We start from the raw sequence: 26,669 nt of genomic DNA on the forward strand, positions 1-26,669 counted from the left end.
CTTATTAATAACGTGCTTCGCGGAATAACCCGAGCGCTTCCTGTACCGGCCGGTCTGAAAAACTGAATAACACGGTGTCATCGGAGGATGTAAACGACACGCCGTGCCAGGTCGGCACCACGAAAATGTCTTTGGCGGTAAAGGTGAAGGTTTCATTGCCGATGGTCACTTCGCCGCTGCCCTCCACCACGTGGTAAATGGTGCTGTCGGTGGTGCGCGCCATCCGCGAGACAAAGCCTTTCGGCAACAGCTGCAGGAAAGTGCCCATCGATGGCATCGGGTATCCGCCGGTGACCGGGTTGACGTAGCGCATTTTGTAGCCGTCCCACTCGTCGGCCTCGCCGAAACGGGTCAGATCGTGCAGCGCTTCGCGACTGCGATCGTAGCGATAGTTGAAGATCGGTGATGAATTCCCCTTTTGCTGACGCAGCGGCAGCATGTTAGCGGCATAGCGCGGCAGGTAATCGCCCTCTTTGCGCGTCACCGGTTGCTGATCTTCCGGGTAATCCTCGGCAAAGCCGCAGCCGAGAAGATTCACCAGCGGCAGGTCCAGCCCGTCAAGCCAGACAACCGGCTCATCGCCCGGGTTGCCATGGTCATGCCACTGCCATTGCGGCGTCAGAATAAAGTCACCGACGTGCATCTGCGTACGCTCGCCATCCACGGCAGTGAACGCCCCTTTCCCTTCCACAATAAACCGCAGCGCCGACTGGTTATGGCGGTGGCTCGGGGCGACCTCTCCCGGCATGATCAGCTGAAGCCCGGCATACAGCGTCGAGGTGATAGAGGATTGTCCGCGCAGCATCGGGTTTTCCAGCACCAGCACGCGGCGCACCGCCTCTTTTGCGCCAATCAGGTTGCCGCTCTCCAGCAGCAGCGGACGAATTTCCTGGTAGTTCCAGTAAGCCGGCGCGCAGTTGGCGTTCGGGGTTTGCGGCACCAGGTGATGCAGCGACTCCCACAGCGGGGTCAGGTTTTGCCCCGAAATATGCTGATAGAACTGCTGACGGCTGTTTTTGACATCCTGGTTATGTTCAGACATAGGGATTCTCCTTATTCATTTACCATACCGCCAGTGCGCGGTACGTTATCGGGGACAGAGGCTGACTGACGGACAACCACGATCAGCAGGGTCAACATCACCGCGCTGATCGCCGCCGGGACAGCGATAATGAAAAACAGCGTATCGAATGAGAAATTCATCGCCATCATCACGCCGCCGGAGAGCGATCCGACGATGGCGCCGCAGCGACCCACCGCGTTTGACCAACTGACGCCTGTCGCGCGGCTTTGCGTCGGGTAGAGCGTGGCGGTTAAGGCGTTCAGTCCCACCTGCGATCCGCTGATCCCTACCCCGGTACCAAAAATCGCCAGCGCCATCAGCCACAGGCCGTTTTCGCTCAGGCCAATCATGATGATGCACACCGCGCCCAGCGCATAGCTCACCGCCAGAACCCGGAACGGGTTGTGTTTATCCATCAGTACGCCCAGCGCCAGCGCCCCCAGCGTACCGCCAATCTGGAAAGCCGCCGTCACCCAGGAGGCCTGCTGGAGGTCAATGCCGCGGTGGTTGAGCAGCGTGGGCATCCAGCTTGAAAGCAGATAAATAATCAGCAGGCTCATGAAGAACACCACCCATAACATCAGGGTAATGGGCAACTGGCGACCCACGAAAAGCTGACGAATGCTGCCTTTGGCGATCGCCGCCGCTTCGTTAAGGTAAAAATGCGTGTCCTCGTAACGCTGACGGGTAATGGCGCTGACCGTGCGTGCAATGGTGGCCTGCGGCAGTTGGCGACGAACCTGCCAGCGCGGAGATTCCGGCAGCACGAACAGCAGCGCGGCGAACAGCATTAACGGCAGCACCCCGCCAAGGATCAGAATGCCGTGCCAGCCAATGACCGCCACCAGTTGGGCGCTGACGATCCCCCCCATCGCCGAACCGAGGGTAAAGCCGCAGAACATCAGGGTCACCAGCGCGCCGCGCCGCCGCGCAGGCAGATATTCAGAGGTCATGGTGATGGTGTTCGGCATCGCGCCGCCCAGCCCAAGCCCGGTCAAAAAGCGCAGGAATACCAGCGTTTGCAGATCCGGCGAAAACGCCGAGATCAGACTCAGAGCGCCGAACAGCGCCACGCAAAGCTCGATAACCCGTTTGCGGCCAAAGCGGTCGGAAAGTGGGCCGCAGAGCAGCGCGCCCGCCGTCAGCCCCAGCAGTCCCGCGCCAAACAGCGGCGCGAGGTCACCGGCGGTCAGTTGCCAGTGGCTGCGAATGTCGGGTGCAATAAAGCCAATCGCGGCAGTATCAAAGCCGTCCAGCATCACCACCAGAAAGCAGCAGATGATCACCCGCCACTGGGTTTTGCCGACGGGGGCGGCATCGATCAGAGCCTGTAGTTCACGTCGTTGAGTCATTGTGTATGCCTCGGTGCAGGTAAGGTAAGAGGTTCTTTTGTTTTTGGTATGTTACGAGTTTGTAGATAGGGCGATAAAATGTACAATGGCTTTTCATGCAGAGACATAACCTGGAGGTTATCGCGGATGGCAAACTGGGCGCAGAAATTGAAACTTCATCACCTGCAAACGCTGATGGCGCTGGGCGAGCAAGGCAATCTCACGCAGGTGGCGCGAATGATGAATATCAGCCAGCCCGCGCTGTCGAAATGGTTGTCACAGCTCGAAGATGAGATAGGGATCACGCTCTTCGAACGTCACAGTAAAGGCCTGCGCCCGTCCGAAGGCGGCAAATTGTTGTTGCAGCATGCTCAGCGCTTAATCAACGACATGGAGCGATCCCAGTATGAAATTGCCCGCTTTAAGGCCGGTGGTCTGGTCGGCAGCCTGAAAATCGGTTGCTCGCCGGTGGCGACTGACTGTGTGTCACAGGCGATCCTCGGTTTGCTCAGCGAGATGCCGACGCTGCACCTCAACATCGAAGAAAAAGTGATGACGCCGCTGCTGCACGATCTGCTGGCGGGGTCAGTGGATGTGGTGGTTGGCCGGGTTGGCGGGCGGGCGCTCCAGCTTCCGCTGAACTATCAGGTCCTGTATACCGAACCCGTCTGCTTTGTTGCGCGGCCGGATCACCCGCTGGCCAGCCATGCCAGCCTCTCCTGGAACGATCTCGCCAGTTGGCGCTGGATCGTCTGGCCCACGGGGACGCCCATCCGCATCAGCATTGATAACGCGCTGGTCGATAACGGCGTGATGCTGCCAGAAAACACCATTGAATCGGCATCCATGAACGTCAGCACTAACCTGCTGCAAAGCAGCGACATGATCTCTATTCTTTCTTTACGGCTGGCGCAGCGCTATGCCAGCCAGGAGCAACTGGTGATCCTGAACCTGCCGAAGATAGAGCAGAAAGGCAGCGTCGGCGTGTTCTGGCGCAACAACGAAACGCCTTCGGCGGCGCTCAGCCGCTTTCTGCACTTTTTGACACAGGTCTAGCCCGACGAAAGGAGAACATGGCACGATGTTCCCGTTGTCTATCCTCAGTATGCTAAGAATTCATGATGTGATCGGTAGCACGTTTTAACGTTTAATTGTATGATGAATCCATCTCATTTAAGGCGTATCCCATGAGTAAGACACTGAATATCATCTGGCAATATTTACGCGCTTTCGTGCTGATCTATGCCTGCCTGTATGCGGGCATTTTTATTGCAACTCTGCTTCCTGTCGCCATTTCCGGCAGCATTATCGGCATGCTGATCCTGTTTGTCCTGCTGGCGCTACAAATCATCCCCGCTAAATGGGTCAATCCTGGCTGCTATGTCCTGATTCGCTATATGGCGCTGCTGTTTGTGCCAATTGGCGTGGGCGTGATGCAGTATTTTGACTTACTGCGCGCGCAGTTTGGCCCGGTGGTGGTCTCGTGCGCCATCAGTACGCTGGTGGTTTTTCTGGTGGTCAGCTGGAGTTCGCACCTGGTTCACGGTGAACGTAAAGTGGTTGGACAGAAAGGATCAAAAGAATGATGGCCTATATCTGGTGGTCGCTGCCGCTGACCTTAGCGGTCTTTTTTGCCGCGCGGAAGCTGGCGGCGCGCTTTAAGTTTCCGTTGCTGAACCCGCTGCTGGTGGCGATGGTGGTCATCATTCCGTTTTTGCTGCTTACGGGGATTCCCTACGATCACTATTTCAAAGGCAGTGAAGTGTTAAACGATCTGCTGCAACCGGCGGTCGTGGCGCTGGCCTATCCGCTATATGAACAGTTGCACCAAATCCGCGCCCGCTGGAAATCCATCATCACCATCTGCTTTGTCGGCAGCGTTGTGGCGATGGTGACCGGCACCTCGGTTGCGCTGCTGATGGGGGCAACTCCGGAAATTGCCGCGTCGGTGTTGCCAAAATCCGTCACCACGCCAATCGCAATGGCGGTGGGCGGCAGCATTGGCGGCATCCCGGCAGTGAGCGCGGTTTGCGTGATATTTGTCGGTATTCTCGGCGCCGTCTTTGGCCACACCCTGTTAAATGCCATGCGTATTCGTACTAAAGCCGCGCGTGGCCTGGCGATGGGAACGGCTTCTCACGCCCTCGGCACCGCCCGCTGCGCGGAGCTGGATTATCAGGAAGGGGCGTTCAGTTCGCTGGCGCTGGTGATCTGCGGGATCATCACCTCCCTGATCGCGCCGTTTTTGTTTCCGCTCATTCTGGCGGTAGCCGGCTAAAATTTGCGATACGTCGCGCATTTTTCATTTAAGTTTCATAAGTTGCACAAATAATGAGATTCATATCACATATAAAGCCCTGGCAGGCCCGTACACTACGATCCCATTACATTATTTTGAGGCAACGCCATGCACCCACGTTTTCACACTGCCTTTGGCCAACTTGCGGATAATTTGCAATCAGCGCTGGCGCCGATCCTGGCGGAAACGCATTTCCCCGCCTTGCTGACCGCAGAGCAGGTCGCGTGGCTGAAAAGCGCCACGGGACTTGACGAAGACGCGCTGGCATTTGCGCTGCTGCCCCTGGCTGCGGCCTGCGCCTGTACCCCGCTCTCCCATTTCAACGTCGGCGCGATTGCGCGCGGCGTCAGCGGCACGTGGTATTTCGGCGGCAATATGGAATATCTGGGCGCCACCATGCAGCAAACCGTCCATGCCGAGCAAAGCGCTATCAGTCACGCGTGGCTGCGCGGGGAAAAAGGCCTTGCGGCGATCACTGTCAACTACACGCCATGTGGTCACTGTCGTCAGTTTATGAATGAACTGAACAGCGGGCTGGATCTGCGCATTCATCTGCCAGGACGCGAACCGCATACCCTGCGCGACTATCTGCCGGACGCCTTCGGCCCTAAAGATCTGGACATTAAGACGCTCTTGATGGACGAGCAGGATCATGGCTTCTCCGCCGAAGGCGACGCGCTGGCGCAGGCGGCCGTTGCCGCGGCGAACCGCTCACATATGCCTTACAGCCAGTCACCAAGCGGCGTGGCGCTGGCGTGCAAAGACGGCAACATTTTTAGCGGAAGCTACGCCGAAAATGCGGCGTTTAACCCGACTCTGCCGCCGCTTCAGGGCGCGCTGAATTTATTGAATCTCAACGGATATGATTTTGCCGATATTCAGCGGGCGGTGCTGGCGGAAAAAGCGGACGCCTCGTTGATTCAGTGGGATGCCACCGCCGCAACGCTGAAGGCATTGGGCTGCAATAATATCGACCGCGTATTGTTAGCATAAACCTGTCATCATCCAGGCCGGCGTGAGCAACGTCCCCCTCCCGCACAATTGCCGTTGCTTTTTCCTGCCTGGATGTTACGCGTTTTTTCCCGGGCGTATTGCTGAAAATCCCTTCAATCAGACTGCCGTTTCTTGCGCTTCGCAGGCGGGTAAAGTAGCCTGATTGAAATTTCATCCCGTTACCGAGTTTTCTTCATGCTAAAGCGCGTTTTTTACAGCCTGTTAGTCCTGATCGGCTTGCTGCTGTTGACCGTGCTCGGCCTTGACCGCTGGATGAGCTGGAAAACCGCGCCTTATATTTATGATGAACTGCAGGACCTTCCCTATCGTCAGGTCGGCGTGGTGCTCGGCACCGCGAAATATTATCGCGCTGGCGTCATCAACCAGTACTACCGTTACCGCATTCAGGGCGCGCTCAACGCCTATAACAGCGGGAAAGTGAACTATTTGCTGCTTAGCGGCGACAACGCCCTGCAGAGTTATAACGAACCGAGAACCATGCGTAAGGATCTGATTGCCGCAGGCGTCGATCCGGCGGACATCGTGCTGGATTATGCCGGGTTCCGCACGCTGGATTCAATTGTCCGCACCCGCAAGGTTTTTGACACCAACGACTTTATTATCATCACTCAGCGCTTCCACTGCGAGCGCGCGCTGTTTATCGCTCTGCATATGGGCATTCAGGCGCAGTGCTACGCCGTCCCGTCGCCGAAGGATATGCTGACGGTTCGGGTTCGCGAGTTTGGCGCACGCTTTGGCGCGCTGGCGGACCTGTACTTGTTTAAGCGTGAACCGCGTTTCCTCGGCCCGCTGGTGCCTATCCCGACACAGCATCAGATCCCCGATGACGCGCAGGGTTACCCGGCGGTTACGCCAGAGCAGTTGCTGGAATTGCAAAAGAAACTGGGAAAATAACATGGAAGATAAAACGATTTTTATCGTCATTGGCGTACTGATGATCGTCCTGTGGACCTTTCGTGAAGGGCTCAAAGCGCTACGCGCAGGCAGTGTAGAAAAAACGGTAAAAGGCTCGCAGACGCCGCTTATCATTCAGCGGACCGGGCAACCGGGCGTCTACTGGAGCTACGTTATCGCCTATTTTGGCGTTGCCGTTGGCGCGCTGGTTGTCGGCGTCTGGTTAGTGTTCTTTAAATAAAAAACCGGCGCAGAGGCTCTGCGCCGGTTTTTTTGTCCTGCCGGTTACTTCTTACGTGCGTACTTCAGGGAGTCCAGCGCAACGGCGAAAATGATAATGCCGCCCTTGATAATGTACTGCCAGTACGGGTTAACGCCGATATAGGTCAGACCGTAGTTGATAACCGTAAAGATAATGACCCCGGTCACCACGCCCAACACCGTCCCAACGCCGCCGCTAAACGATACGCCGCCTACGACACACGCGGCAATCGCATCCAGTTCATACATAAAGCCGAGGTTATTGGTGGCGGAGCCGATACGCCCCGCTTCCAGCAAACCGCCAAACGCGTAGAACACGCCGGAGAGGGCATAGATCATCAGCAGGTTCAGCGCGACGTTGACGCCAGACACTTTCGCCGCTTCCGGGTTGCCGCCGATAGCGAAAATGTTTTTACCGAAGCGGGTTTTGTTCCACAACACCCACACGAACGCCACGGCGATCAGTGCATAGAACGTGATATAGGAAAGCCGGAAGCTGCCTAACGCGATAAAGCCCTGCGCGAAGGTCGAGAAACCGCTGTCAAAGCCGGAAATCGGCGATGCCCCAACGAAGTCGTAATACAGGGAGTTAATACCGTACACGATAATCATCGTACCCAGCGTGGTAATAAACGGCGTCACGTTCAGATAGGCGATAATGATGCCGTTGATCAGGCCGATAATCGCGCCAATAGCGCAGACAATCAGGATCACCAGCGCAATCGGCATGGTCGCCATTTCCGGAAAGACCTTATTGGCGTTCTCCATCGACTGCAATAGTGTTGCCGCAACCACCGCCGCCAGCCCGACCTGACGCCCGGCTGACAGGTCTGTCCCCTGGGTGACGATCAGCCCCGCCACACCGAGGGCGATAATAATGCGCACCGAGGACTGAGTCAGAATGTTACTCAGGTTAAGCAGACTTAAGAACGTGGGATCCTGAAAAATAATAATTGCCAGTAACACTAAAAGAACGACGTAAATACCGCCCTCTTTCAGATAAGTGAGAAAACTTTTCTTATTTAACGCACTCATGAGGAGCCCCTGATCTTAAAGGTGCAAAGACGCAAGACGCAAAATTTCATTTTGCGTAGTCGTTTTAGTATCAACAATTCCAGACACGAGTCCGTTGCTCATGACCAGAATACGATCGGTTATCCCTAACAATTCCGGCATTTCGGAGGAGATAATGATGATCCCTTTTCCTTTTTTGGCCAGTTCCGCAATTAACTGATAGATTTCAAATTTGGCGCCAACGTCAATTCCACGCGTGGGTTCGTCGAGCATTAATATCTCCGGCTGGGTCAGCAGCCAGCGACCAATAATCACTTTCTGCTGGTTGCCTCCGGAAAGCGAACCAATTTGCGTGCGGTGGCCAGGGGTTTTTACCCGCATGGAGTCAATAACCCACTGGGTGTCGCTTTTCATCCGCGAATTGTCTAACAGACCGACCTTGTTTTTATAATTATGGATATTGGAGATTAAGGAGTTAAAACCAATATCCAGATAGGCATAAATACCGGTAGAGCGTCGCTCCTCGGTAACCAGCGCAAAGCCGTGATTGATGGCTTCGTTCGCATTATGGTTATTGATTTTTTTGCCGTGCAGGGTAATGGTGCCGGAAGATTTCTCACGAATACCAAACAGCGTTTCGACGATGTCGGTACGTTTTGCGCCTACCAGCCCGGCAATACCGAGAATTTCACCTTTATGCAGATCAAAAGAGACGTCACGAATCGACGGCTGGCGCAGCGACGTCAGATTACGCACTTCCAGTATCACTTCACCGGGTTTGTTCTCTTTATCCGGGAAACGCTGGTTCAGCGAGCGTCCAACCATCATGGCGATGATCTTGTCCATATCCAGCCCTTCGAGCGGCTGAGTGGCAATCCACTGGCCGTCGCGCAGCACCGTGACCTCATCGCAGAGCTGGAAAATCTCTTCCATTTTATGCGAGATATACACAATGCCGCAGCCGCGTTCTTTCAGCTTACGAATAATCGTAAACAGATGATTAACCTCTTTTTCGGTTAACGACGAGGTCGGCTCATCCATGATGACGATTTTGGCATTATAGGAAAACGCCTTGGCAATTTCGATCATCTGCATTTGCGAAACGGAAAGCGTCCCGACGCGCGCCCGCGGGTCGATATCAATATCCAGTTCGTCAAATATCGCTTTTGTGTCGCGATACATTTTGTCCTGATCGACAAACATGCCTTTGGTGGGATAACGCCCGAGCCACATGTTGTCCATCACGGAGCGTTGTAATACCAGGTTTAATTCCTGATGAACCATTGAAATACCGTTTTCCAGCGCTTCTTTCGCTGAATGGAAATCGATCTCTTTCCCCTGAAATAATATGCTGCCAGAATCTTTTTGATAGATGCCAAAAAGACATTTCAATAGTGTCGATTTCCCCGCGCCGTTTTCTCCCATCAATGCATGAATAGAGTGTGGACGGACTTTTAAATTAACATTATCAAGTGCCTTAACGCCGGGAAAAGACTTGTTGATACCGCTCATTTCCAACAAGTATTCGCCTGAGGACGGTGTCGTTGTGCTGACCATAATTATACCTTGTCGGCCTCGCAGAGTGCGTGATTAAAGGGCGCGATCACAATCGCGCCCAACAGTCTTACTTTTTGGAGAACTCGGCCAGGTTATCTTTATCTACGCCCACGTAAGGAACGCGCACAATTTTGTTTTCAATTTTCCAGCTGGTGCCGTCTGCGGCGCCTTTGCCATCCGCCAGGTTTTTCGCCAGATCGAATGTCGCTTTCGCCTGGTTGTTGGCGTCATTCAGCACAGTACCGGCCATCGCTCCGGATTTCACCAGCGCCAGCGCTTCTGGCAGCGCATCCACGCCAAAGACCGGAATGCTGGTTTTGTTGTGCGCTTTCAGCGCTTCTACCGCCCCCATTGCCATCGCATCGTTGTTAGCGATAACCACTTCAATTTTGTTAGCGTTCGGGCCGGACAACCACGCGTCCATTTTGTCTTTCGCCTGAGCGGTATCCCACATGGCGGTATCTAACTGAAGCTGTTCGGTCTTGATGCCTTTGTCGTTCAATTCTTTAACCACGTAAGTGGTACGCGCTTCCGCGTCCGGGTGACCCGGCTCGCCTTTTAGCAGTACGAACTGAATCTGACCGTCTTTATTCAGATCCCAGCCCTGATTCGCCGCCCAGTGTTTCGCGATCAGATCGCCCTGGATAATACCGGATTCTTTGGAGTCAGTGCCGACGTAATAGGCTTTGTCATAACTGTCCAGCGCTTTACGGGAAGGTTCTTTGTTGAAGAAAACCACCGGCACGTTCTGGCCGCGGGCTTTTTCAATAACGGTGCCAGCCGCCGCCGGGTCGACCAGGTTGATCGCCAGCGCTTTCACCCCCTTCGCCAGCAGGACATCTATCTGATCGTTCTGTTTGGACTGGTCGTTTTGCGAGTCGTTCATCAGCAACTGGACGTCCGGCGCCGCTTTCGCGTCTGCTTCGATAGCCTTACGCACCACGGACATAAAGTTATCGTCATATTTATAGATTGTCACACCGATGCGAGTATCCGCGGCGTGCGCAGCCGCGCCGAACAACATGCCTGCCATTACAGCAGAAAGGGTCAACACCTTCTTATTCATGGTAACTCCGGTTTTATTATGCAGGGTAGTGCTTCAGATAAATGCCCGGCGGGACATAACGTTAATGAAGTGTTAATTGAACGCCGAGGCTCTTTTTAAAAAAATCGTTCTTCCTTGCCCGGTAACGCTCCAGAAGTAGGCTTTAATTTTGCTTAAAGCAGCTTTTATTCGTTAAAAGTGATTACTCACGGTTACATCGTAGTTACACTGCGCTAAGCGGTGCCATCATAGCGACGGCAATGTTAATATACTGTGAATTTACTCACATATTGAAAACGGTTACATCTGCCGACGTCATGAGTTAGTGATCACCACCGCATTCTGCCGGGCGGCGACGGAATGCCGCCTGACCAGCGTCGGCATAAAACAGTGGGTCGCCGTTGCGTCCAGCGTCCCCGCCGCGCCCTGTAATGCCAGTTCGGTCGCCAGTTTCGCCATTGACGCGATGGGATAACGCACCGTTGTCAGTTGTGGATCGGTGTAACGGGCAATGGGAATATCATCGAAACCAATGATCGAAAGATGCAGCGGGATAGCAATGCCGTTATCCTTGAGTGCCGTCAGCGCGCCGGCGGCCATGCTGTCGTTATAGGCGAAGACGGCGGTCAGTTGCAGGTTGCGCCCCAGCAGTTCGACCATTGCAGACTCCCCGCCCTGCATGTCCGGCGAGCCCACGCCTGTCCAGCTTTCCGGCGGCGTTATCCCCTGCTCGCCAAGCGCGCTCAGCCACCCTTCCCTGCGCATATCGTCATCTTCAATACCGTGGCTGGAGGCCAAATAACCAATCCGCTGGTGACCGTTGTTCAGCAGCATCCGGGTCGCCATTTTCGCGCCGCTGATGTTGTCCAGGCAGACGCAGCGATGAGCATAGCCAGGCACGATACGGTTAATCAGCACCATGCCGGGGATTTGATCCATAAATTCGCCCAGTTCACGATCGCTCAGCGCCTTTGAATGGACGATCAGCGCGTTACATCGCTGACGGATCAGCACTTCAATCGCATGGCGCTCTTTTTCCGCCTCATGATAGCTGTTGCCGATCAGGACATATTTCTGATGCTGTTGGGCGACCATATCGACCGCTTTCACCAGTGCGCCAAAAAAGGCATCAGAGACATCCATCACCACCACGCCGATGGTTTCACTCACCTGCGTCGCCAGCGCCTGCGCATTGGCGTTGGGGCGATAGCCCAGCAGCGTCACCGCTTTCATTACCGCCTCGCGCGTATCGGGACTGACCAGCGCGCTGTTGTTTAAAACCCGGGAAACCGTCGCCACGGATACGCCAGCCTGACGCGCCACATCACGTATGGTGATCATATTCACTACCCTGTTTGACAATGCAGTGGTTCACTGCACAACTGGCGGCTATTTTGTCAGCGGTAGGAAAAGCGCTACGTGAGTAAGGTCACAGGGATGAAAGCGCTTACATCCGTTTTGTTAATGATTGTGATCCAGATCGTTATCCGGATGTATGAGAGATGCGCGCTCCTGATGCCCGCAGGGTTAACTGACGCCATACCCATTCCACCGGCCCCTGCGGCAGGAAGCGCAACCAGAAAACGGAGAACAGCAGGTTTACCAGCCAGACGGGGATGACGAACAGCAGCAGCGTGCTACGATCAAACTGCATAAATAAGCCAAACTGATAAAACAGCGTGGTACAGAGGAGCGTTTGTAGCAGGTAGTTGGTCAGCGCCATCCGCCCAACGCAGGCGATGGCAAATACGAGTTTTAGACGACTTAGCTGCGGCCAGTAGCCGAACAGCAGCGCGGCATAGCCGATCGTTTGTAACGGCGCGCTCAGCTCGCGCGGCGCTTGTAACAAAAACGCGCACCAGCGGTAGCTCCACGCCAGTTGCCACTGCGCAACCACGGCAGGCAGATTAATCAGCAGGCCAACGGCAATCAGCAGGAAACCGGTGCGTCGATAGTGGGCAAGGCTATACTGCCCTTTCAGCCAACCGCTGCGCATCAGCGATGCCCCGACCAGCATCATCCCGGCCAGTTGCCAGCCATACTGCGCGCCCAGCGCCAGCAGACTGTTGGACAACGCGTCAACCCGGTTGCTGATGGCTTCCATACCCCCGTTCACCTTCCAGTATTTTTCATACAGAAGCGCCGCGTCGTCTGGCGTCCACGCGCGACTGGTTTGGCTGTCAGAGATCGCGCCGAGCAGCAGTAATACGCCAATACCGACCAGATACAGCAGAATGCCCGTATTCATCAGGCTTTTTACCGAAGGCGCATCGCGCACCAGCCGCCAGCAAATCAGCCCGACCAGGCCATAAGCCAGCAAAATATCGCCATCCCAGAACAACAGGGCATGCAAAAAACCCAGCAAAACCAGCAGGGTCAGTCGCGCCTGGATCCAGCGTTTTCCGCGCGGCAGCAGCATTTGCAGTCCGGCGCCAAACAACAAGGCAAAAAGCGTGAGGAATTTGGCCTGGGCGAACACATCGAGTACAGCCCAGGTCCAGGCATCCTGCGCGGTAATCTCGCCATACCAGGCAGGATTAAGGTAAGCCGCCTTTGGTAAACCAAAGGCGCTGATATTCAGAAGCAGAATGCCCAGAACGGCGACGCCACGAACAACATCCAGCGTGACATTTCGCGCCATAGCCTCTGCCCCGATCAGTTATGGTGACGCACTGCGCGCAAGAATTCCTGACGCGTATTCTGGCTGGACTTGAACAGACCGCCGAGCGAAGTGGTGGTGGTGGCGCTGGTCGCATCGCGGATGCCGCGCGCTTTCACGCAATAATGCACAGCATCAATCGATACCGCGACATTGTTCGTGCCGAGCAGGGTCTGCAAGGCGGTCAGGATCTGCTGGGTTAAGCGCTCCTGCACCTGCGGACGCTGTGCGAAGAACTGCACGATGCGATTGATTTTTGACAGGCCGATCACCGAATCTTTCGGGATATAGGCGACCGTCGCTTTACCGTCGATAGTCACAAAATGGTGCTCACAGGTACTGGTCAGCGTGATATCGCGCACCGTCACCATTTCATCCACCTTCATTTTGTTTTCTATGACGGTAATTTTCGGGAAGTTGGCGTAATCCAGACCAGAGAAAATTTCATCGACATACATTTTCGCAATGCGATGCGGCGTTTCCATCAGGCTGTCATCGCTCAGGTCGAGATTAAGCAGCTGCATAATTTCGGTCATATGGCCGGCGATAAGACGTTTGCGCGTTTCGTTATCCATCTCATGCACGGGCGGGCGCAACGGTGTTTCCAGCCCTCGCGCGACCAGCGCTTCATGTACCAGAGCCGCTTCTTTACTCAGTGATGACATCAATTTTTCTCCTGCAGGTGTGGCGCCTCTGCCCTGCGTGGGGCAAAGTTTGTCGGCTGTGTGACAGCCCGATTATTGTGCGTGAGGCCGTGCACATAATCCAGTATTCACAACGATAATTATTGAAATCGTCGTTGCCTTTCGTTCCGCCGCCAGAACAGACTGCGGAAATCTGTTAATTATACGTTGTGCAAATGATGAGGCATCTTTGCCGAATGCGGAAGTGAAAGTTACTCACAGCACCATGAATTATCTGTATTATGGGGCGTTTGCGAACACATTCCGATCACATAACAAGGAGCCACGCATGGAAATGCTTGAGGAGCACCGCTGTTTTGAAGGTTGGCAGCAACGCTGGCGACACGACTCCACCACGCTGAACTGTACAATGACGTTCAGCATTTTTCTTCCGCCGCCCCGCGACAACACACCGCCTCCGGTCCTGTACTGGCTCTCGGGCTTAACCTGTAATGACGAAAACTTTACCACCAAAGCGGGCGCGCAGCGGATTGCCGCAGAACTGGGGATGGTACTGGTCATGCCGGACACCAGCCCGCGCGGTGACGCGGTCGCCAACGATGACGGTTACGATCTCGGCCAGGGCGCCGGTTTCTACCTCAATGCCACGCAGCAGCCCTGGGCCGCGCATTTCCGCATGTACGACTATATTCGCGACGAGCTGCCTGCGCTGATCCAGGCGCAATTCAACGTCAGCGATCGCTGTGCGATCAGCGGCCATTCAATGGGCGGACACGGCGCGTTGGTACTGGCGTTAAAGAACCCCGGCAAATATACCAGCGTTTCCGCCTTTGCGCCGATCGTTAACCCCTGCCGCGTGCCCTGGGGCGAAAAAGCTTTTTCCGCTTATCTGGGTGAGGATAAAGCCGACTGGGCACAATGGGACAGCTGCGCGCTGATGTATGCCAGCAAGCCGGAAGAGGCCATACCGACGCTTATCGATCAGGGCGACAGCGATCAGTTCCTCGCCGATCAGCTCCAGCCTGCCGTTCTGGCGGAAGCCGCCCGGCAGACCGCGTGGCCCATGACACTGCGTATTCAGCCGGGCTACGATCACAGCTATTACTTTATCGCCTCCTTTATAGAGGATCATCTGCGGTTCCACGCCGAACATCTGATGAAATAATGCGCATGCCCGGCTATGTCGCCGGGCACAACGTCGGTGGGGGCACGCGCCCTCTCCTGTTTATCGGGCTTGCCGCGCCTCTCCAATTTTCCCGTCATATCTCCTTTTTTTCTTCATTTTTTCGTCACATTTACGTTTACGTATCCTGTTGACTTGCAAGCTTTTTCTTTATAAATCAACTAAACACAAATGATTTCAATTATCATTTGTGTTTACAAATATTGATTATTTTGTACAATTCTTCCGCTTCTTTACCGCAAAGAGTCCTTAAAAGACAAATACATACAGTTGTCATGGCCTTTTACATGACAAGCGGATTTTACTCGTTTAATGGAATGACAAAATGACCATACCTCACGTTAAGGCTCTCGCTGTCGCCGTCGGCGCGGCATGCCTCCCATCGCTCGTTCAGGCTGCCGATCAGGATACCGTTGTGGTGACAGCAACCGGATTTGAGCAGAAAATTCAGAACGCGCCTGCGTCGATTTCGGTTATCACCAAACAGCAACTTGAAGATAAAGCGTATCGCGACGTGACCGATGCGCTGAAAGACGTCCCCGGTGTCGTGGTCACGGGCGGCGGAAGCAGCAGCGACATCAGCATCCGCGGGATGGCGTCGCAGTACACGCTGTTCCTCGTCAACGGCAAACGCATTAGCACCCGCGGAACCCGCCCGAACAGCGACAATTCCGGTATCGAACAAGGCTGGCTGCCGCCGCTGGAGTCTATCGAACGTATCGAAGTGATTCGCGGCCCGATGTCCTCGCTGTACGGTTCCGATGCCATGGGCGGCGTGATTAACGTGATCACAAAAAAAGTCTCCAACACTAAAGGCTGGAGCGGCTCGCTGCATGGCGACGCCACTTTCCAGGAAGACAGTGATTCCGGCGATCTGTTTCAGACCAACGCCTATGCCTCCGGTCCGCTGATCGACGGCCTGCTGGGGGCGAAAGTGACCGGCCTGCTCTCTCGCCGCGCGGAAGACCAGATCGTCAACGGCTATAATGAACAGCGCCTGCGCAACGGCGGCCTGACCCTGAACTTCACGCCGGACGATAAAAACGATTTCGATTTTGATATTGCCCGCGAGCTTCAGGATCGCAACAGTACGCCGGGTAAATCCATGGCGGCGGAAACCTGCCGCAATGGCACCTGCAAACCGAACAGCAAAAGCGAAAACCGCTATGAGCATACGACATATTCACTGACTCACAGCGGCTACTATGAAGACGTCAACAGCACCAGCTACATCCAGCAGGAAGAAACCAACAATCCTGGCCGTGAGATGAAGTCCTATAACACCATCTTCAATAACCAGAACCAGATTTTCCTCGGGGCGCATACGCTGACGCTGGGCGGTCAGTATCGCTATGAAAAACTGACGGACAACGGCAACCAACTGGAAGCGGCAGACGGTCTGAACAAACTCACCCGCTGGAGCTGGGCGCTGTTTGCGGAAGACGAATGGGCGATGACCGACAGCTTCACGCTGACCGGCGGCATTCGGATGGATAAAGACGAAAACTACGGCGATAACTGGACACCGCGCGGTTACGGCGTCTGGCATCTGAACGATCAATGGACGTTGAAAGGCGGTGTATCTGCGGGCTATCGCGCGCCGGATCTGCGTCAGTCCTCTGCAAGCTGGGGGCAGGTCACCGGCGGGGGTCGTCTGAACGGAATCATCGTAGGCAACCCGGACCTGAAACCGGAAAAAAGCCTGAGCGAAGAGCTGGCGTTGCTGTGGGATAACGGTGAAAACCTTAACGCAGGCGTCACCCTGTTCAATACCGATTTCAAAGATAAAATCACCGAAGTGCGCCGCTGTAACAGCAGCGCCGACCCGGCCTGCACCATCGGCAGCACCCAGTATGATTTTGTCAGCGATCGCGTCAACGTTGATGAAGCCACTATGCGCGGCGTGGAATCCACCTTCGGCTGGAAAATCACCCCCGATATCAACTGGACGGCGAACTATACCTATACCGAATCAGAACAAAAGAGCGGACAGTTTTCTGGCAAACCGTTAAACAAAATGCCTAAGCATATGTTCAACACTACGCTGGACTGGCAGGCCACACAGGACGTGGGTTTCTGGAGCCGGGTGAACTTCCGCGGTAAAACCTCTGAATACCTGAGCCGAACCTCGATGTCGCAGGGCACGCCGTCGTATACCCAGGTGGATGTTGGCCTGCGCTATAACGCGAATAAAAACCTGCTGGTGACCGCCGGGGTGTATAACGTTCTGGATAAACAGATCGATTACGACACGTATGACACGGTACTGGATGGCCGTCGCTATACGGTGGGGCTGACGTATAACTTCTGAGGCTGAGAGCATAAAAAACCCCGGCATGATATATGTCGGGGTTTTTTGTTTGCCGGAAGGCGACGCAACGGTCTTTTCCGGCCTACAGGTAAGCGCTTAGCGCGGTTTCTTCAGGCGTTCGGGGAACTGCATTTCGCTGTAGCGAACAAAACGAGAGCCTTTTACCAGCTTGTAGCCAAACCAGATAATCAGGAACAGCGGGATACCAATGTAGGTTGCCGCGACGCCGCCCCAGTCAATGGTGTCTTTCAGGAATGCTTCGTAGTTCTGGCCGAGCGTAATGATCAGGCACAGCACAAAAGCGAAGATGGGTCCCAGCGGGAAGAAGCCTGAACGATACGGCAGGTCGTTAATATCGTTGCCCTGCATAACATAGCCGCGACGGAAGCGATAATGGCTGATCGCAATCCCCAGCCAGGCGATAAAACCGGTCATCCCCGAGGTGTTGAGCAACCACAAATAGACCGTCTGGTTTCCGAACATGGAGGTCAGGAAGCACAGACCGGCAATCACGGTGGTGGCATACAGCGCGTTACGCGGTACCCCGCCGCGGGACAGCTTCGCGAAAATACGCGGCGCTTTACCGTCGCAGGCCAGGGTGTAAAGCATACGGGTTGACGCATACATCCCGGAGTTACCCGCTGACAGTACCGCCGTCAGGATCACCGCATTCATTACCGCCGCCGCCGAAAGCAGACCCGCATGCTGGAACACCAGCGTGAACGGACTGACGCTGATGTCTTTCACATCGTTACGCAGCAGGCTCGGATTGGTATACGGAATGATCAGGCTGATAATCAGGATCGCGAAGACGTAAAACAACAGGATTCGCCAGAACACCTGACGTACCGCGCGCGGAATGTTTTTTTCCGGATCTTCAGACTCACCGGCGGCGATACCGATAAGCTCAGTCCCCTGGAAGGAGAAGCCGACAATCATCGCCACGCCGATCATCGCCGCAAAGCCGCCCGCAAACGGCGCATCGCCGGTTGTCCAGTTGCTCCAGCCCACCGGCTGCGTGCCTTTGAAAATACCGACAATCATCATGATGCCCACGATGATAAAGATGATTACCGTCGCCACTTTAATCAGCGAGAACCAGTATTCCGCTTCACCAAACCCGCGTACCGAGATGTAGTTCAACAGGAAAATCACCCCAAGGAACAGCGCGCTCCAGATCCAGCCGGGCGTGTCCGGGAACCACCAGCTCATCACCAGTTGCGCGGCGACCAGGTCAACAGCGATCGTCACCGCCCAGTTGTACCAGTAGTTCCAGCCCAGCGCAAAGCCAAAGCCTTCTTCAACATAGTTCTGGCCATAGGTGGCAAACGAACCTGAAACCGGCATATACGCCGCCAGTTCGCCAAGACTGGTCATCAGGAAGTAGACCATCAGGCCAATCAGGATATAGGAAAACAGCGCGCCGCCTGGACCCGCTGCTGAAATGGTTGCGCCAGATGCAACGAAAAGCCCCGTACCGATAGAGCCGCCGATGGCGATCATCGTCAGGTGGCGCGCCTTCAGTTCGCGACGTAGCGCGGGCGCTTCTGTGGTTTTAGTTTTGGAAACCATGTGAAAATGCTGTCCATCCAAAAAATGAGGCGCGATTGTAGCAGACGAAACGCCATCCTTCCGGCACAAATGCGCAGTTATAAGAGACCTTCATGACTGGCCGCGGATTATAAGTAAAGCACTAAAGTGTAGGCCGGACAGGACGATTTCGCGTCCCGGTTCGTTAAGGACGCGAAGAGGATGTCGGATAGAGGAGAGACCGCCTCCCGCTTGCGGAAGTTATTCGCAGTAGCGTAAAAAGCGCAGCAGCGCGTTTGACAGGTGTTTCTGGCGATGGTGAATGCGCCACAGGGTACGCACCAGCCGCGGCAGCGGTACCGCTACTTCGCTCAGCGTACCGGCGTGCAACTGTTCTTCAATCACCCGCCGCGACAGGCAACTGATGCCCAGTCCGTGGCGTACGGCGTGCTTAATGGCTTCCGAATTTCCCAGCTCCATCGCCATTTCAAATTTGGGTAAATGCGACAACAGCAGGTAGTCCACGATTTCCCGCGTGCCGGAACCCCGTTCACGCAAGATCCAGGGGGCGGCGGCAAGCTGCTCCAGCGTCACCGGTTTTTGCGCCAGCGGCGAAGAGGGCGCGGCAAACACCACCAGCTCATCCTCAAGCCACGGCTCCGAAATGATTTCCGTACTGTGACATGGCCCTTCGATCAAGCCGATATCGACGCGAAAATCGAGCACCGCGGTGATCACATCCTGACTGTTACCCACGCTCAGCTCCAGCGGTAAATCCGGGAAGTCATGACGATAACGGGCAATGACCGCAGGAAGAATATAGTTACCAATGGTGCTGCTGGCATAGACCCGAAGAGCGCCGTTATCTTCGCGAAACAGTTGTTCAATTTCCGAGGCCTGCTCCAGCAGCGCCAGCGCCCGTGGGTACAACAATCGCCCGTGTTCGTTCACCACCAGCCGCTTTCCCACCCGGTCAAATAGCTGAACGCCAAGCTGTCCTTCCAGGTCGGTGAGCGCCGCGCTGACCGCCGATTGCGACAGCGCCAGCATCACCGATGCCTGGGTTGTCGAGCCGCTTTTCAAAACTTCGGTGAATACTTCCAGTTGTCGCAGGGTAATGTGCATGGTCGCTTACCACTTATAAAGATTAATTATAAATATATAATCAATTTTATTTTTAAACCAGATCGCCGTAATCTTTTGCCCAGATAAAGGAGAAGGTTATGACAGAACTCACCTTAACGAATCATCGTCGTACTGTGTGGCATTTTATTCCGGGGCTCGCCCTGAGTGCAGTGATTACCGGGGTGGCCCTGTGGGGTGGTTCCATTCCCGCCGTAGCGGGGGCCGGGTTCAGCGCCCTCACCTTAGCTATTCTGTTGGGCATGGTGATAGGTAACACCGTATACCCGCACATCTGGAAAAGTTGTGACGGCGGCGTGCTGTTTGCCAAGCAGCATCTGTTACGTCTGGGGATCATTCTCTACGGCTTTCGCCTGACCTTCGCGCAAATTGCCGACGTCGGGGTAAGTGGGATCCTGATCGATATTCTGACCCTTTCCAGCACCTTTATGCTGGCCTGCTTCCTCGGGCAGAAGGTCTTTGGTCTGGACCGTCATACCAGTTGGTTGATTGGCGCGGGCAGCAGTATCTGCGGCGCGGCGGCCGTACTGGCGACCGAACCTGTCGTTAAAGCAGAAGCGAGCAAAGTGACGGTTGCGGTGGCGACGGTGGTGATCTTCGGTACGCTGGCGATCTTCCTCTACCCGGCGATGTATCCGCTGCTGGCGCACTGGTTCAGCCCGGAAACCTACGGCATTTACATAGGGTCAACCATGCATGAAGTGGCGCAGGTGGTTGCCGCCGGACATGCAATTAATCCGGATGCGGAAAACGCGGCGGTGATTGCTAAAATGCTGCGCGTGATGATGCTGGCGCCGTTCCTGATTTTCCTGGCGGCGCGGGTAAAACAGCTTTCCCCGGCAAGCGGTGCGGAAAAAAGCAAAATTACCATTCCATGGTTTGCGATTCTGTTCATCGTGGTGGCGATTTTCAACTCGTTCCACCTGTTACCGAAGGCGGTGGTCGATATGTTGATCACGCTGGACACGGTACTGCTGGCGATGGCGATGGCGGCGCTGGGGCTTACCACCCACGTGAGCGCGCTGAAAAAAGCGGGAGCGAAGCCGCTGCTGATGGCGCTGGTGCTGTTTGCCTGGCTGATTGTAGGCGGCGGCGTGATTAACATCCTGGTTCATCACGTTATTGCATAAACTGCTACATTCCCCCCCTGTTAACCCGTTATGATTGGAGATTGTCTTTATCAGATACGCAACGTCCTTCACGTTTTATCATGGTTGCGTAGGCGGGTTAACAGGAGTCCCTTATGAAATACATCGGAGCGCACGTCAGCGCGGCTGGCGGCCTGGCAAATGCCGCGATTCGCGCCGCGGAAATCGACGCGACGGCCTTTGCTTTATTTACCAAGAATCAGCGCCAGTGGCGCGCCGCCCCGCTTACCGCGCAAATCATTGATGACTTCAAAGCCGCCTGCGAGAAGTACCAGTACACCTCCGCGCAAATTCTGCCGCACGACAGCTATCTGATTAATCTCGGTCACCCGGTCAGCGACGCGCTGGAAAAATCCCGCGACGCGTTTCTCGATGAAATGCAGCGCTGCGAGCAGTTGGGGTTGTCGCTACTGAACTTCCACCCGGGCAGCCATCTCCAGCAAATTGCGGAAGAGGCGTGTCTGGCAAAGATTGCCGAGTCAATCAACATCGCCCTCTCGCGTACCGATGGCGTGACCGCGGTCATTGAAAATACCGCCGGTCAGGGCAGCAACCTCGGGTTTAAATTTGAACACCTCGCGGCGATTATCGATGGCGTGGAAGACAAGTCACGCGTCGGGGTATGCATCGACACCTGTCACGCTTTCGCGGCAGGCTACGATTTACGTTCCGCAGACGCGTGCGAGAAAACCTTCGCCGAATTTGAGCGAATCGTCGGCTTTCGCTATTTGCGCGGCATGCACCTTAACGATGCTAAAAGCGCCTTCGGCAGCCGCGTTGACCGCCATCATAGCTTAGGGGAAGGCAACATTGGCCACGATGCGTTCCGCTGGATCATGCAGGATCCGCGCTTTGACGGCATTCCGCTGATCCTTGAAACCATCAACCCGGATATCTGGGCCGAGGAGATCGCCTGGCTAAAGGCGCAGCAAACTGAACAGGCGGAAGCGTTGTCATGAACGACAGGGAAAAACAGATCCTTAAAATCCTGCGCCGCAATCCTCTGATTCAGCAAAATGAAATCGCGGATATCCTGCAGATCAGCCGCTCCCGCGTTGCCGCGCATATCATGGATTTGATGCGAAAAGGGGTGATTAAAGGCAAAGGGTATATCCTCACCGAGCAGGCGTACTGTGTGGTGGTCGGGGCGATCAACATGGATATTCGCGGCGTGGCGGATATCCATTATCCCCAGGCGGCGTCGAATCCCGGCAGCATCCAGTGCTCCGCGGGCGGCGTGGGGCGCAATATCGCCCATAACCTCGCGCTGTTAGGGCGCGATGTGCATCTGATTTCCGCCGTCGGCAGTGATTTTTACGGTGAAACGTTGCTGGAGCAAACGCGCCAGGCTGGGGTAAATATTTCCAGCTGTATCCGATTGCACGGGCATAACACCTCCACCTATCTCTCCATCGCCAACCAGCAGGAAGAGACGGTGCTGGCGATTAACGATACCCATATCCTGCAACAGCTGACGCCGCAGTTGCTGAACAGTTCCCGCGACTTAATCCGCCATTCCGGCGTGGTGCTTGCCGATTGCAACCTGACCCCGGAAGCCATTGAGTGGGTCTTTACGGTGGCCGACGATATTCCGGTGTTTATCGATACGGTGTCAGAGTTTAAGGCCACAAAAGTGAAAACCTGGTTCACGCGCATTCATACGCTGAAACCCACGCAAAAAGAGCTGGAAATATTGTGGGGCCACCCTGTTCACAACGAAGCGGATCGGATTGCCGCCGTTAATGCGTTGCATCAGCAGGGCGTTCAGCAGATTTTCGTCTGTCTGGAAGATGAGTCGGTATTTTGCAGCCAGAAAGACGGCGAGCAGTTCCTGCTCACACCGCCTGCGCACACGGTCGTCGACAGCTTCGGCGCTGACGACGGTTTTATGGCCGGGCTGATTTACAGCTTCCTGGAGGGCAACGATTTCCGCGAAAGCGCGCAGTTTGCTATGGCCTGTGCGGCGCTTTCGCGCGCCAGCGTCAGCATCAACAACCCTACCCTGTCTGCCGATAACGCCGCGTATTTGTTAGAGCACAGCGCCTGATGGCGCGGTGCTTCTTTCTGGCCGGACAGGACGCGAAGCGTTGCTGTCCGGCTCTGTTCGCTACGCCAGCCCGATAAAGAACCCGGCGATTGTCGCGCTCATCAGGTTAGAGAGTGTGGCCGCCGCCAGCGCCCGCATACCTAACTGCGCAATCTCCGGCGCGCGCTGGGGAGAAATGGCCGAAAACGCCCCGACAACCACGCCAATCGAGCCAAAGTTAGCAAACCCGCAGAGCGCGAAAGAGATAATGGCGATGGTTTTCACATCCAGCGTGCTCCCGGCCTGCAAATATGGCGAGAAGTTCAGATACGCGACAAACTCATTGATCGCCAGCTTCTGCCCGATCAGGCTACCGGCCAGCGTCGCATCGCTCCAGTCAACGCCCATAATCCACGCCAGCGGTGCAAGAATGTAGCCGAAAATGCCCTCCAGCGTTGCCGGACCAAAGCCCGCCCAGCCGCTGATGCCGCCGATAATGCCGTTAATCAGCGCGATTATCGCCACAAACGCCATCACAACCGTCGCCACCCCGGCGGCAATTTTCAGTCCGGTCATTGCGCCGCTGGCGGCGGCCTCAATAATACTTTTGGGCGGCGTCTCGGTGAATGAAAGATTCTCAAAGCTAACCCGAGATTCTTCCGTTGCCGGACTGAGAATACGGGCGAACAGGATCCCTCCGGGGATCGCCATTAACGATGCCGCCAACAGATAATCAATCGGTACGCCCATTCCGGCGTAGCCAATCATCATCGAACCGGCAATGGAGGCCATCCCGCTACAGATTGCGGTGAACAGTTCGTTGCGGTTAAGGCGATCGATAAACGGCTTTACAATCGCCGGGATCTCATTTTGCCCGAGGAAAATGGTGGTAACCGCCACAAACGACTCAATCTTGCTGATATTCAGCGCTTTCTGGAAAATACCGCCCAAAATACGGATCAGCAGGCCCATGACGCCGATGTAGTACAGCAGACTGATCAGCGCGGTGACAAAGATAATGGCGGGCAGCACGCGGAAGGCGAAAATAAACCCTGCGCCGTCAAACAGCACATCCATTTTTGGCCCAACCAGAGAGCCAAAGATAAATGCGCTGCCCGCGTCGCTGTAAGACATGACCTTGTGCACACCCAGCGCGGCCTGCTCCACCAGCCATTTCCCGGGGGGAAAATAGAGCATGATACCGCCAATGGCGATTTGCAAAACCAGCGCTGCGCCCACGGTGCGTAAACTGATGCGTTTTTTATTCACTGACAGTAAGTATGCGATCGCCAGCAGTACCGCCATACCCACGAGACTTCTCATGACGTCCATAATGATTTCCCTTCATGCCAGGAAACCCGGCGCGAAGCCAGGTTTTGGTTATTTCGGGCGACCGCATCCTGCCCGTGTGTGATCAGGCGAGACGCTGATACTCTTTAGCAATCTCACAGGCCAGAACGGCGTTATTGAACACCAGCTGAATATTCGACTTCAGGCTGTCGCCTCCGGTCAGCTCCGCCACGCGCGCCAGCAGGAACGGCGTGCTTTCTTTGCCCACTACGCCCTGCTCTTCGGCTTCCCGGACCGCCTGGTCAATGGCGGCATTGATTTTTTCCTCCGCCATCGCATACGCGTGCGGAATCGGGTTAGCGACCACCAGACCGCCGTTCAGACCGGCTTGCCACTTCACCGCCATCGCGCGGGCTATCTCTTTCGCGCTGTCGAGGCGAATGCTGACCTCAAACGGACTGGAGCGGCAGAAAAACGCCGGTAGCGCGGTAGTCTGATAACCAATTAACGGTACACCGAAGGTTTCTAAATATTCAGTGGTCAAGCCGAGGTCGAGAATAGATTTTGCGCCCGCGCACACGACTGTCACATTGGTATGCGCCAGTTCCTGCAAATCGGCGGAAATATCAAACGTATGCTCAGCTCCGCGATGAACGCCGCCAATTCCACCAGTGGCAAAAACATGAATACCGGCCAGTGCGGCAATAATCATGGTAGAGGCGACGGTCGTAGCGCCATGTTTTCCGGCGGCGACCACAAAAGGTAAATCGCGACGGCTGACTTTTGTGACGTTATGTCCTTCGCGACCTAATAATTCGATTTCGTCTTTGCTCAGTCCTACTTTCATTACGCCGCCAATAATGGCGATCGTTGCCGGCACGGCGCCGTGTTTACGAATCGTTTCTTCAACCTCAATTGCGGTTTGCGCATTTTGTGGAAAAGGCATACCGTGAGAAATAATTGTCGACTCCAGTGCAACAACAGGTTTTTTGTTATTTAAGGCTTCCTGTACTTCTGGTGAAATTTGTAATAATTCAGAGGAAATCGTTAATTCAGACATTCGGTGTTCTCCACAAGAGTTCTGACGTTCGCAACGGATAATTCAGGGTTATTTGTATATTCACTGGCCAGCGCCATAGCGGAACAACCCTGGGCAAATCGAATGGAATCCATTAATGGCATGTCTTCCATCCAGCAGGCGGCAAGTCCGGCCATCATGGCGTCACCTGCCCCGGTGACATTGATCACCTGCGTTTTAATCGGTGGCGACCAACCGCTGTCGCCCTGTTTTTCGCTGTAATACACCCCGTCGCCACCCATGCTCAGCACCAGACGATGCAGCCCGCGCGCGTGGAACCAGGCGGCCACGTTTTCCACATCATCGCGTCCGGCAAGCGCAATACCGCTCAGGGTTTCGGCTTCCAGACGATTGGGTTTAAGGGTATGAATACGGGACAGGCGGTCGCGAATTTTGACGCATTTCCACGCCGAGACCGGGTCGACAAACACCGGCACCCCACCGGCGTTATCCAACAGCCACGCCAGCGCGTCTTCACTGATATTGCAGTCGGCGACAATCACCTTCGCTCCGTGGATAAAATCACGATGCTGCGCAAGAAACGCTGCGGAAATATGGTCGGTAATACTCATGTCATTTATCGCCACCAGCATTTCACCGGTATTATCAAGCAGCGATAAATAACTCGACGTATTTTCGCCGGGAACGATCAAGCATTTGTCGACATGCACACCCGACTGGTTTGTTTGCGCCAGCAGCGAGCGACCGTAAAAATCTTCGCCAACCGCGGTCATTAACCAGGAGTGCTTACCCAATAAAGCAAGGTTATGCGCGATATTGCGCCCTACGCCGCCGGGCGTGAATTTTATTTTCCCTGGATTCGAATCCGCATAATTTAATGACGCATGCGAATATCCGGCGACATCCATATTGGCGGAACCAATGGTGATTATGTATTCCTTTTCGCGCATAGCACGCCCTCTGGTAAGAAAATACCATTACGATAGCGAGAATAAGGCCTGACTTCGCCTTAGTAAAAACTATTTGAGCACATGTTCATATTCAAACACGTGTTTATGGTAAACCTCTTTTGTCGAAAGTAAACGGGCTGACAAGCGCCAAAAGTGACAGATATGAACAGAATCACAATTTTTTATCGTGACAGTTTATTAGGGAGGAAAAACTTGAGAGGAAGAACACAAAACAGAGATAAAAAAAGGGCAGAGATCTCTCTGCCCT

24 protein-coding genes are annotated in these 26,669 nt (G+C 54.8%); 11 read left to right on the forward strand and 13 right to left on the reverse strand.

Annotated elements, in window-relative coordinates:
- Positions 1-4: 4 nt before the first annotated feature.
- Both gtdA and mhbT read right to left on the reverse strand, forming a co-directional pair.
- Positions 5-1,042 (reverse strand): gentisate 1,2-dioxygenase, encoded by a 1,038-nt coding sequence (gene gtdA / locus OOJ60_RS18615; RefSeq protein WP_042284478.1) that lies wholly within the window; start codon positions 1,040-1,042, stop codon positions 5-7.
- Positions 1,043-1,053: 11 nt separating this feature from the next.
- A complete protein-coding gene (mhbT, locus tag OOJ60_RS18620; protein WP_060569313.1) occupies positions 1,054-2,415 on the reverse strand; it encodes a 3-hydroxybenzoate transporter MhbT in 1,362 nt (453 codons plus the stop codon).
- A 126-nt stretch (positions 2,416-2,541) separates the two neighbouring features.
- Between mhbT and OOJ60_RS18625 the strand changes: the two genes are divergently transcribed.
- The 6 genes from OOJ60_RS18625 (at position 2,542) to OOJ60_RS18650 (ending at position 6,842) form a co-directional block, all read left to right on the forward strand.
- Positions 2,542-3,450 (forward strand): LysR substrate-binding domain-containing protein, encoded by a 909-nt coding sequence (locus OOJ60_RS18625; RefSeq protein WP_205613034.1) that lies wholly within the window; start codon positions 2,542-2,544, stop codon positions 3,448-3,450.
- A 131-nt stretch (positions 3,451-3,581) separates the two neighbouring features.
- Positions 3,582-3,980, forward strand: a complete 399-nt coding sequence (locus tag OOJ60_RS18630; RefSeq protein WP_042284484.1) for a CidA/LrgA family protein — start codon at positions 3,582-3,584, stop codon at positions 3,978-3,980.
- Positions 3,977-4,672 carry a CidB/LrgB family autolysis modulator gene (locus OOJ60_RS18635; protein ID WP_042284486.1) on the forward strand — a complete coding sequence of 232 codons (696 nt, stop codon included), beginning with the start codon at positions 3,977-3,979 and terminating at the stop codon, positions 4,670-4,672. Before OOJ60_RS18630 ends, OOJ60_RS18635 begins: the two co-directional genes overlap by 4 nt.
- Positions 4,673-4,801: 129 nt before the next feature.
- The gene (gene cdd / locus OOJ60_RS18640; protein WP_042284488.1) at positions 4,802-5,686 is read left to right on the forward strand and encodes a cytidine deaminase; all 885 of its coding nucleotides are present in this window, start codon (positions 4,802-4,804) and stop codon (positions 5,684-5,686) included.
- Positions 5,687-5,881: 195 nt separating this feature from the next.
- Entirely contained in the window at positions 5,882-6,601 is a 720-nt protein-coding gene (gene sanA / locus OOJ60_RS18645) for an outer membrane permeability protein SanA (protein WP_042284490.1), read from the forward strand.
- 1 nt (position 6,602) lies between these two features.
- Positions 6,603-6,842, forward strand: a complete 240-nt coding sequence (locus OOJ60_RS18650; RefSeq protein WP_042284493.1) for a DUF2542 family protein — start codon at positions 6,603-6,605, stop codon at positions 6,840-6,842.
- 44 nt (positions 6,843-6,886) lie between these two features.
- On the opposite strand, the gene mglC is transcribed toward OOJ60_RS18650, so the two are convergent.
- The 6 genes from mglC to folE all read right to left on the reverse strand — a co-directional run bounded on the left by mglC (position 6,887) and on the right by folE (position 13,802).
- Positions 6,887-7,897 (reverse strand): galactose/methyl galactoside ABC transporter permease MglC, encoded by a 1,011-nt coding sequence (mglC, locus tag OOJ60_RS18655; RefSeq protein ID WP_042284495.1) that lies wholly within the window; start codon positions 7,895-7,897, stop codon positions 6,887-6,889.
- A 15-nt stretch (positions 7,898-7,912) separates the two neighbouring features.
- Positions 7,913-9,433: a galactose/methyl galactoside ABC transporter ATP-binding protein MglA gene (gene mglA, locus OOJ60_RS18660; protein WP_181822901.1), complete on the reverse strand. Its 1,521-nt coding sequence runs from the start codon at positions 9,431-9,433 to the stop codon at positions 7,913-7,915.
- Positions 9,434-9,500: 67 nt separating this feature from the next.
- Entirely contained in the window at positions 9,501-10,499 is a 999-nt protein-coding gene (mglB, locus tag OOJ60_RS18665) for a galactose/glucose ABC transporter substrate-binding protein MglB (RefSeq protein ID WP_042284499.1), read from the reverse strand.
- Between the two features lie 294 nt (positions 10,500-10,793).
- Positions 10,794-11,819 carry an HTH-type transcriptional regulator GalS gene (gene galS, locus OOJ60_RS18670; RefSeq protein ID WP_042284501.1) on the reverse strand — a complete coding sequence of 342 codons (1,026 nt, stop codon included), beginning with the start codon at positions 11,817-11,819 and terminating at the stop codon, positions 10,794-10,796.
- A gap of 142 nt (positions 11,820-11,961) precedes the next feature.
- Positions 11,962-13,119 (reverse strand): DUF418 domain-containing protein YeiB, encoded by a 1,158-nt coding sequence (gene yeiB / locus OOJ60_RS18675; RefSeq protein WP_042284505.1) that lies wholly within the window; start codon positions 13,117-13,119, stop codon positions 11,962-11,964.
- Positions 13,120-13,133: 14 nt separating this feature from the next.
- Positions 13,134-13,802, reverse strand: a complete 669-nt coding sequence (gene folE, locus OOJ60_RS18680) for a GTP cyclohydrolase I FolE (protein WP_042284508.1) — start codon at positions 13,800-13,802, stop codon at positions 13,134-13,136.
- Positions 13,803-14,109: 307 nt separating this feature from the next.
- Between folE and fghA the strand changes: the two genes are divergently transcribed.
- Both fghA and OOJ60_RS18690 read left to right on the forward strand, forming a co-directional pair.
- Positions 14,110-14,946: an S-formylglutathione hydrolase gene (fghA, locus tag OOJ60_RS18685; RefSeq protein ID WP_042284510.1), complete on the forward strand. Its 837-nt coding sequence runs from the start codon at positions 14,110-14,112 to the stop codon at positions 14,944-14,946.
- A 343-nt stretch (positions 14,947-15,289) separates the two neighbouring features.
- Positions 15,290-17,275, forward strand: coding sequence for a ligand-gated channel protein (locus OOJ60_RS18690; RefSeq protein WP_042284512.1), 1,986 nt, complete (start codon positions 15,290-15,292; stop codon positions 17,273-17,275).
- A 96-nt stretch (positions 17,276-17,371) separates the two neighbouring features.
- On the opposite strand, the gene lysP is transcribed toward OOJ60_RS18690, so the two are convergent.
- Together lysP and yieE are read right to left on the reverse strand one after the other, a co-directional pair.
- On the reverse strand, positions 17,372-18,847 hold the full coding sequence (gene lysP / locus OOJ60_RS18695) for a lysine-specific permease (protein ID WP_205613035.1): 1,476 nt from the start codon (positions 18,845-18,847) through the stop codon (positions 17,372-17,374).
- Between the two features lie 219 nt (positions 18,848-19,066).
- Entirely contained in the window at positions 19,067-19,930 is an 864-nt protein-coding gene (gene yieE, locus OOJ60_RS18700; RefSeq protein WP_042284517.1) for a DNA-binding transcriptional regulator YeiE, read from the reverse strand.
- Positions 19,931-20,028: 98 nt separating this feature from the next.
- On the opposite strand from yieE, the gene OOJ60_RS18705 reads away from it, so the two are divergent.
- The 3 genes from OOJ60_RS18705 to OOJ60_RS18715 all read left to right on the forward strand — a co-directional run bounded on the left by OOJ60_RS18705 (position 20,029) and on the right by OOJ60_RS18715 (position 23,143).
- Positions 20,029-21,078 carry a YeiH family protein gene (locus OOJ60_RS18705; RefSeq protein WP_042284519.1) on the forward strand — a complete coding sequence of 350 codons (1,050 nt, stop codon included), beginning with the start codon at positions 20,029-20,031 and terminating at the stop codon, positions 21,076-21,078.
- A gap of 113 nt (positions 21,079-21,191) precedes the next feature.
- The gene (nfo, locus tag OOJ60_RS18710) at positions 21,192-22,055 is read left to right on the forward strand and encodes a deoxyribonuclease IV (RefSeq protein ID WP_205613036.1); all 864 of its coding nucleotides are present in this window, start codon (positions 21,192-21,194) and stop codon (positions 22,053-22,055) included.
- A complete protein-coding gene (locus OOJ60_RS18715) occupies positions 22,052-23,143 on the forward strand; it encodes a sugar kinase (protein ID WP_060569320.1) in 1,092 nt (363 codons plus the stop codon). The genes nfo and OOJ60_RS18715 overlap by 4 nt, the downstream gene beginning before the upstream one ends.
- Positions 23,144-23,203: 60 nt before the next feature.
- Here the strand turns inward: OOJ60_RS18715 and OOJ60_RS18720 are convergent, their stop codons facing one another.
- The 3 genes from OOJ60_RS18720 to OOJ60_RS18730 all read right to left on the reverse strand — a co-directional run bounded on the left by OOJ60_RS18720 (position 23,204) and on the right by OOJ60_RS18730 (position 26,401).
- Positions 23,204-24,454, reverse strand: a complete 1,251-nt coding sequence (locus OOJ60_RS18720) for a NupC/NupG family nucleoside CNT transporter (protein ID WP_060569321.1) — start codon at positions 24,452-24,454, stop codon at positions 23,204-23,206.
- An 82-nt stretch (positions 24,455-24,536) separates the two neighbouring features.
- A complete protein-coding gene (locus OOJ60_RS18725) occupies positions 24,537-25,472 on the reverse strand; it encodes a pseudouridine-5'-phosphate glycosidase (RefSeq protein WP_181822895.1) in 936 nt (311 codons plus the stop codon).
- Positions 25,460-26,401: a pseudouridine kinase gene (locus OOJ60_RS18730; protein ID WP_060569323.1), complete on the reverse strand. Its 942-nt coding sequence runs from the start codon at positions 26,399-26,401 to the stop codon at positions 25,460-25,462. The genes OOJ60_RS18725 and OOJ60_RS18730 overlap by 13 nt, the downstream gene beginning before the upstream one ends.
- Between the last annotated feature and the right edge of the window lie 268 nt (positions 26,402-26,669).

Source organism: Citrobacter sp. R4, from assembly GCF_026719175.1.
Taxonomy (GTDB): domain Bacteria; phylum Pseudomonadota; class Gammaproteobacteria; order Enterobacterales; family Enterobacteriaceae; genus Citrobacter_A; species Citrobacter_A sedlakii.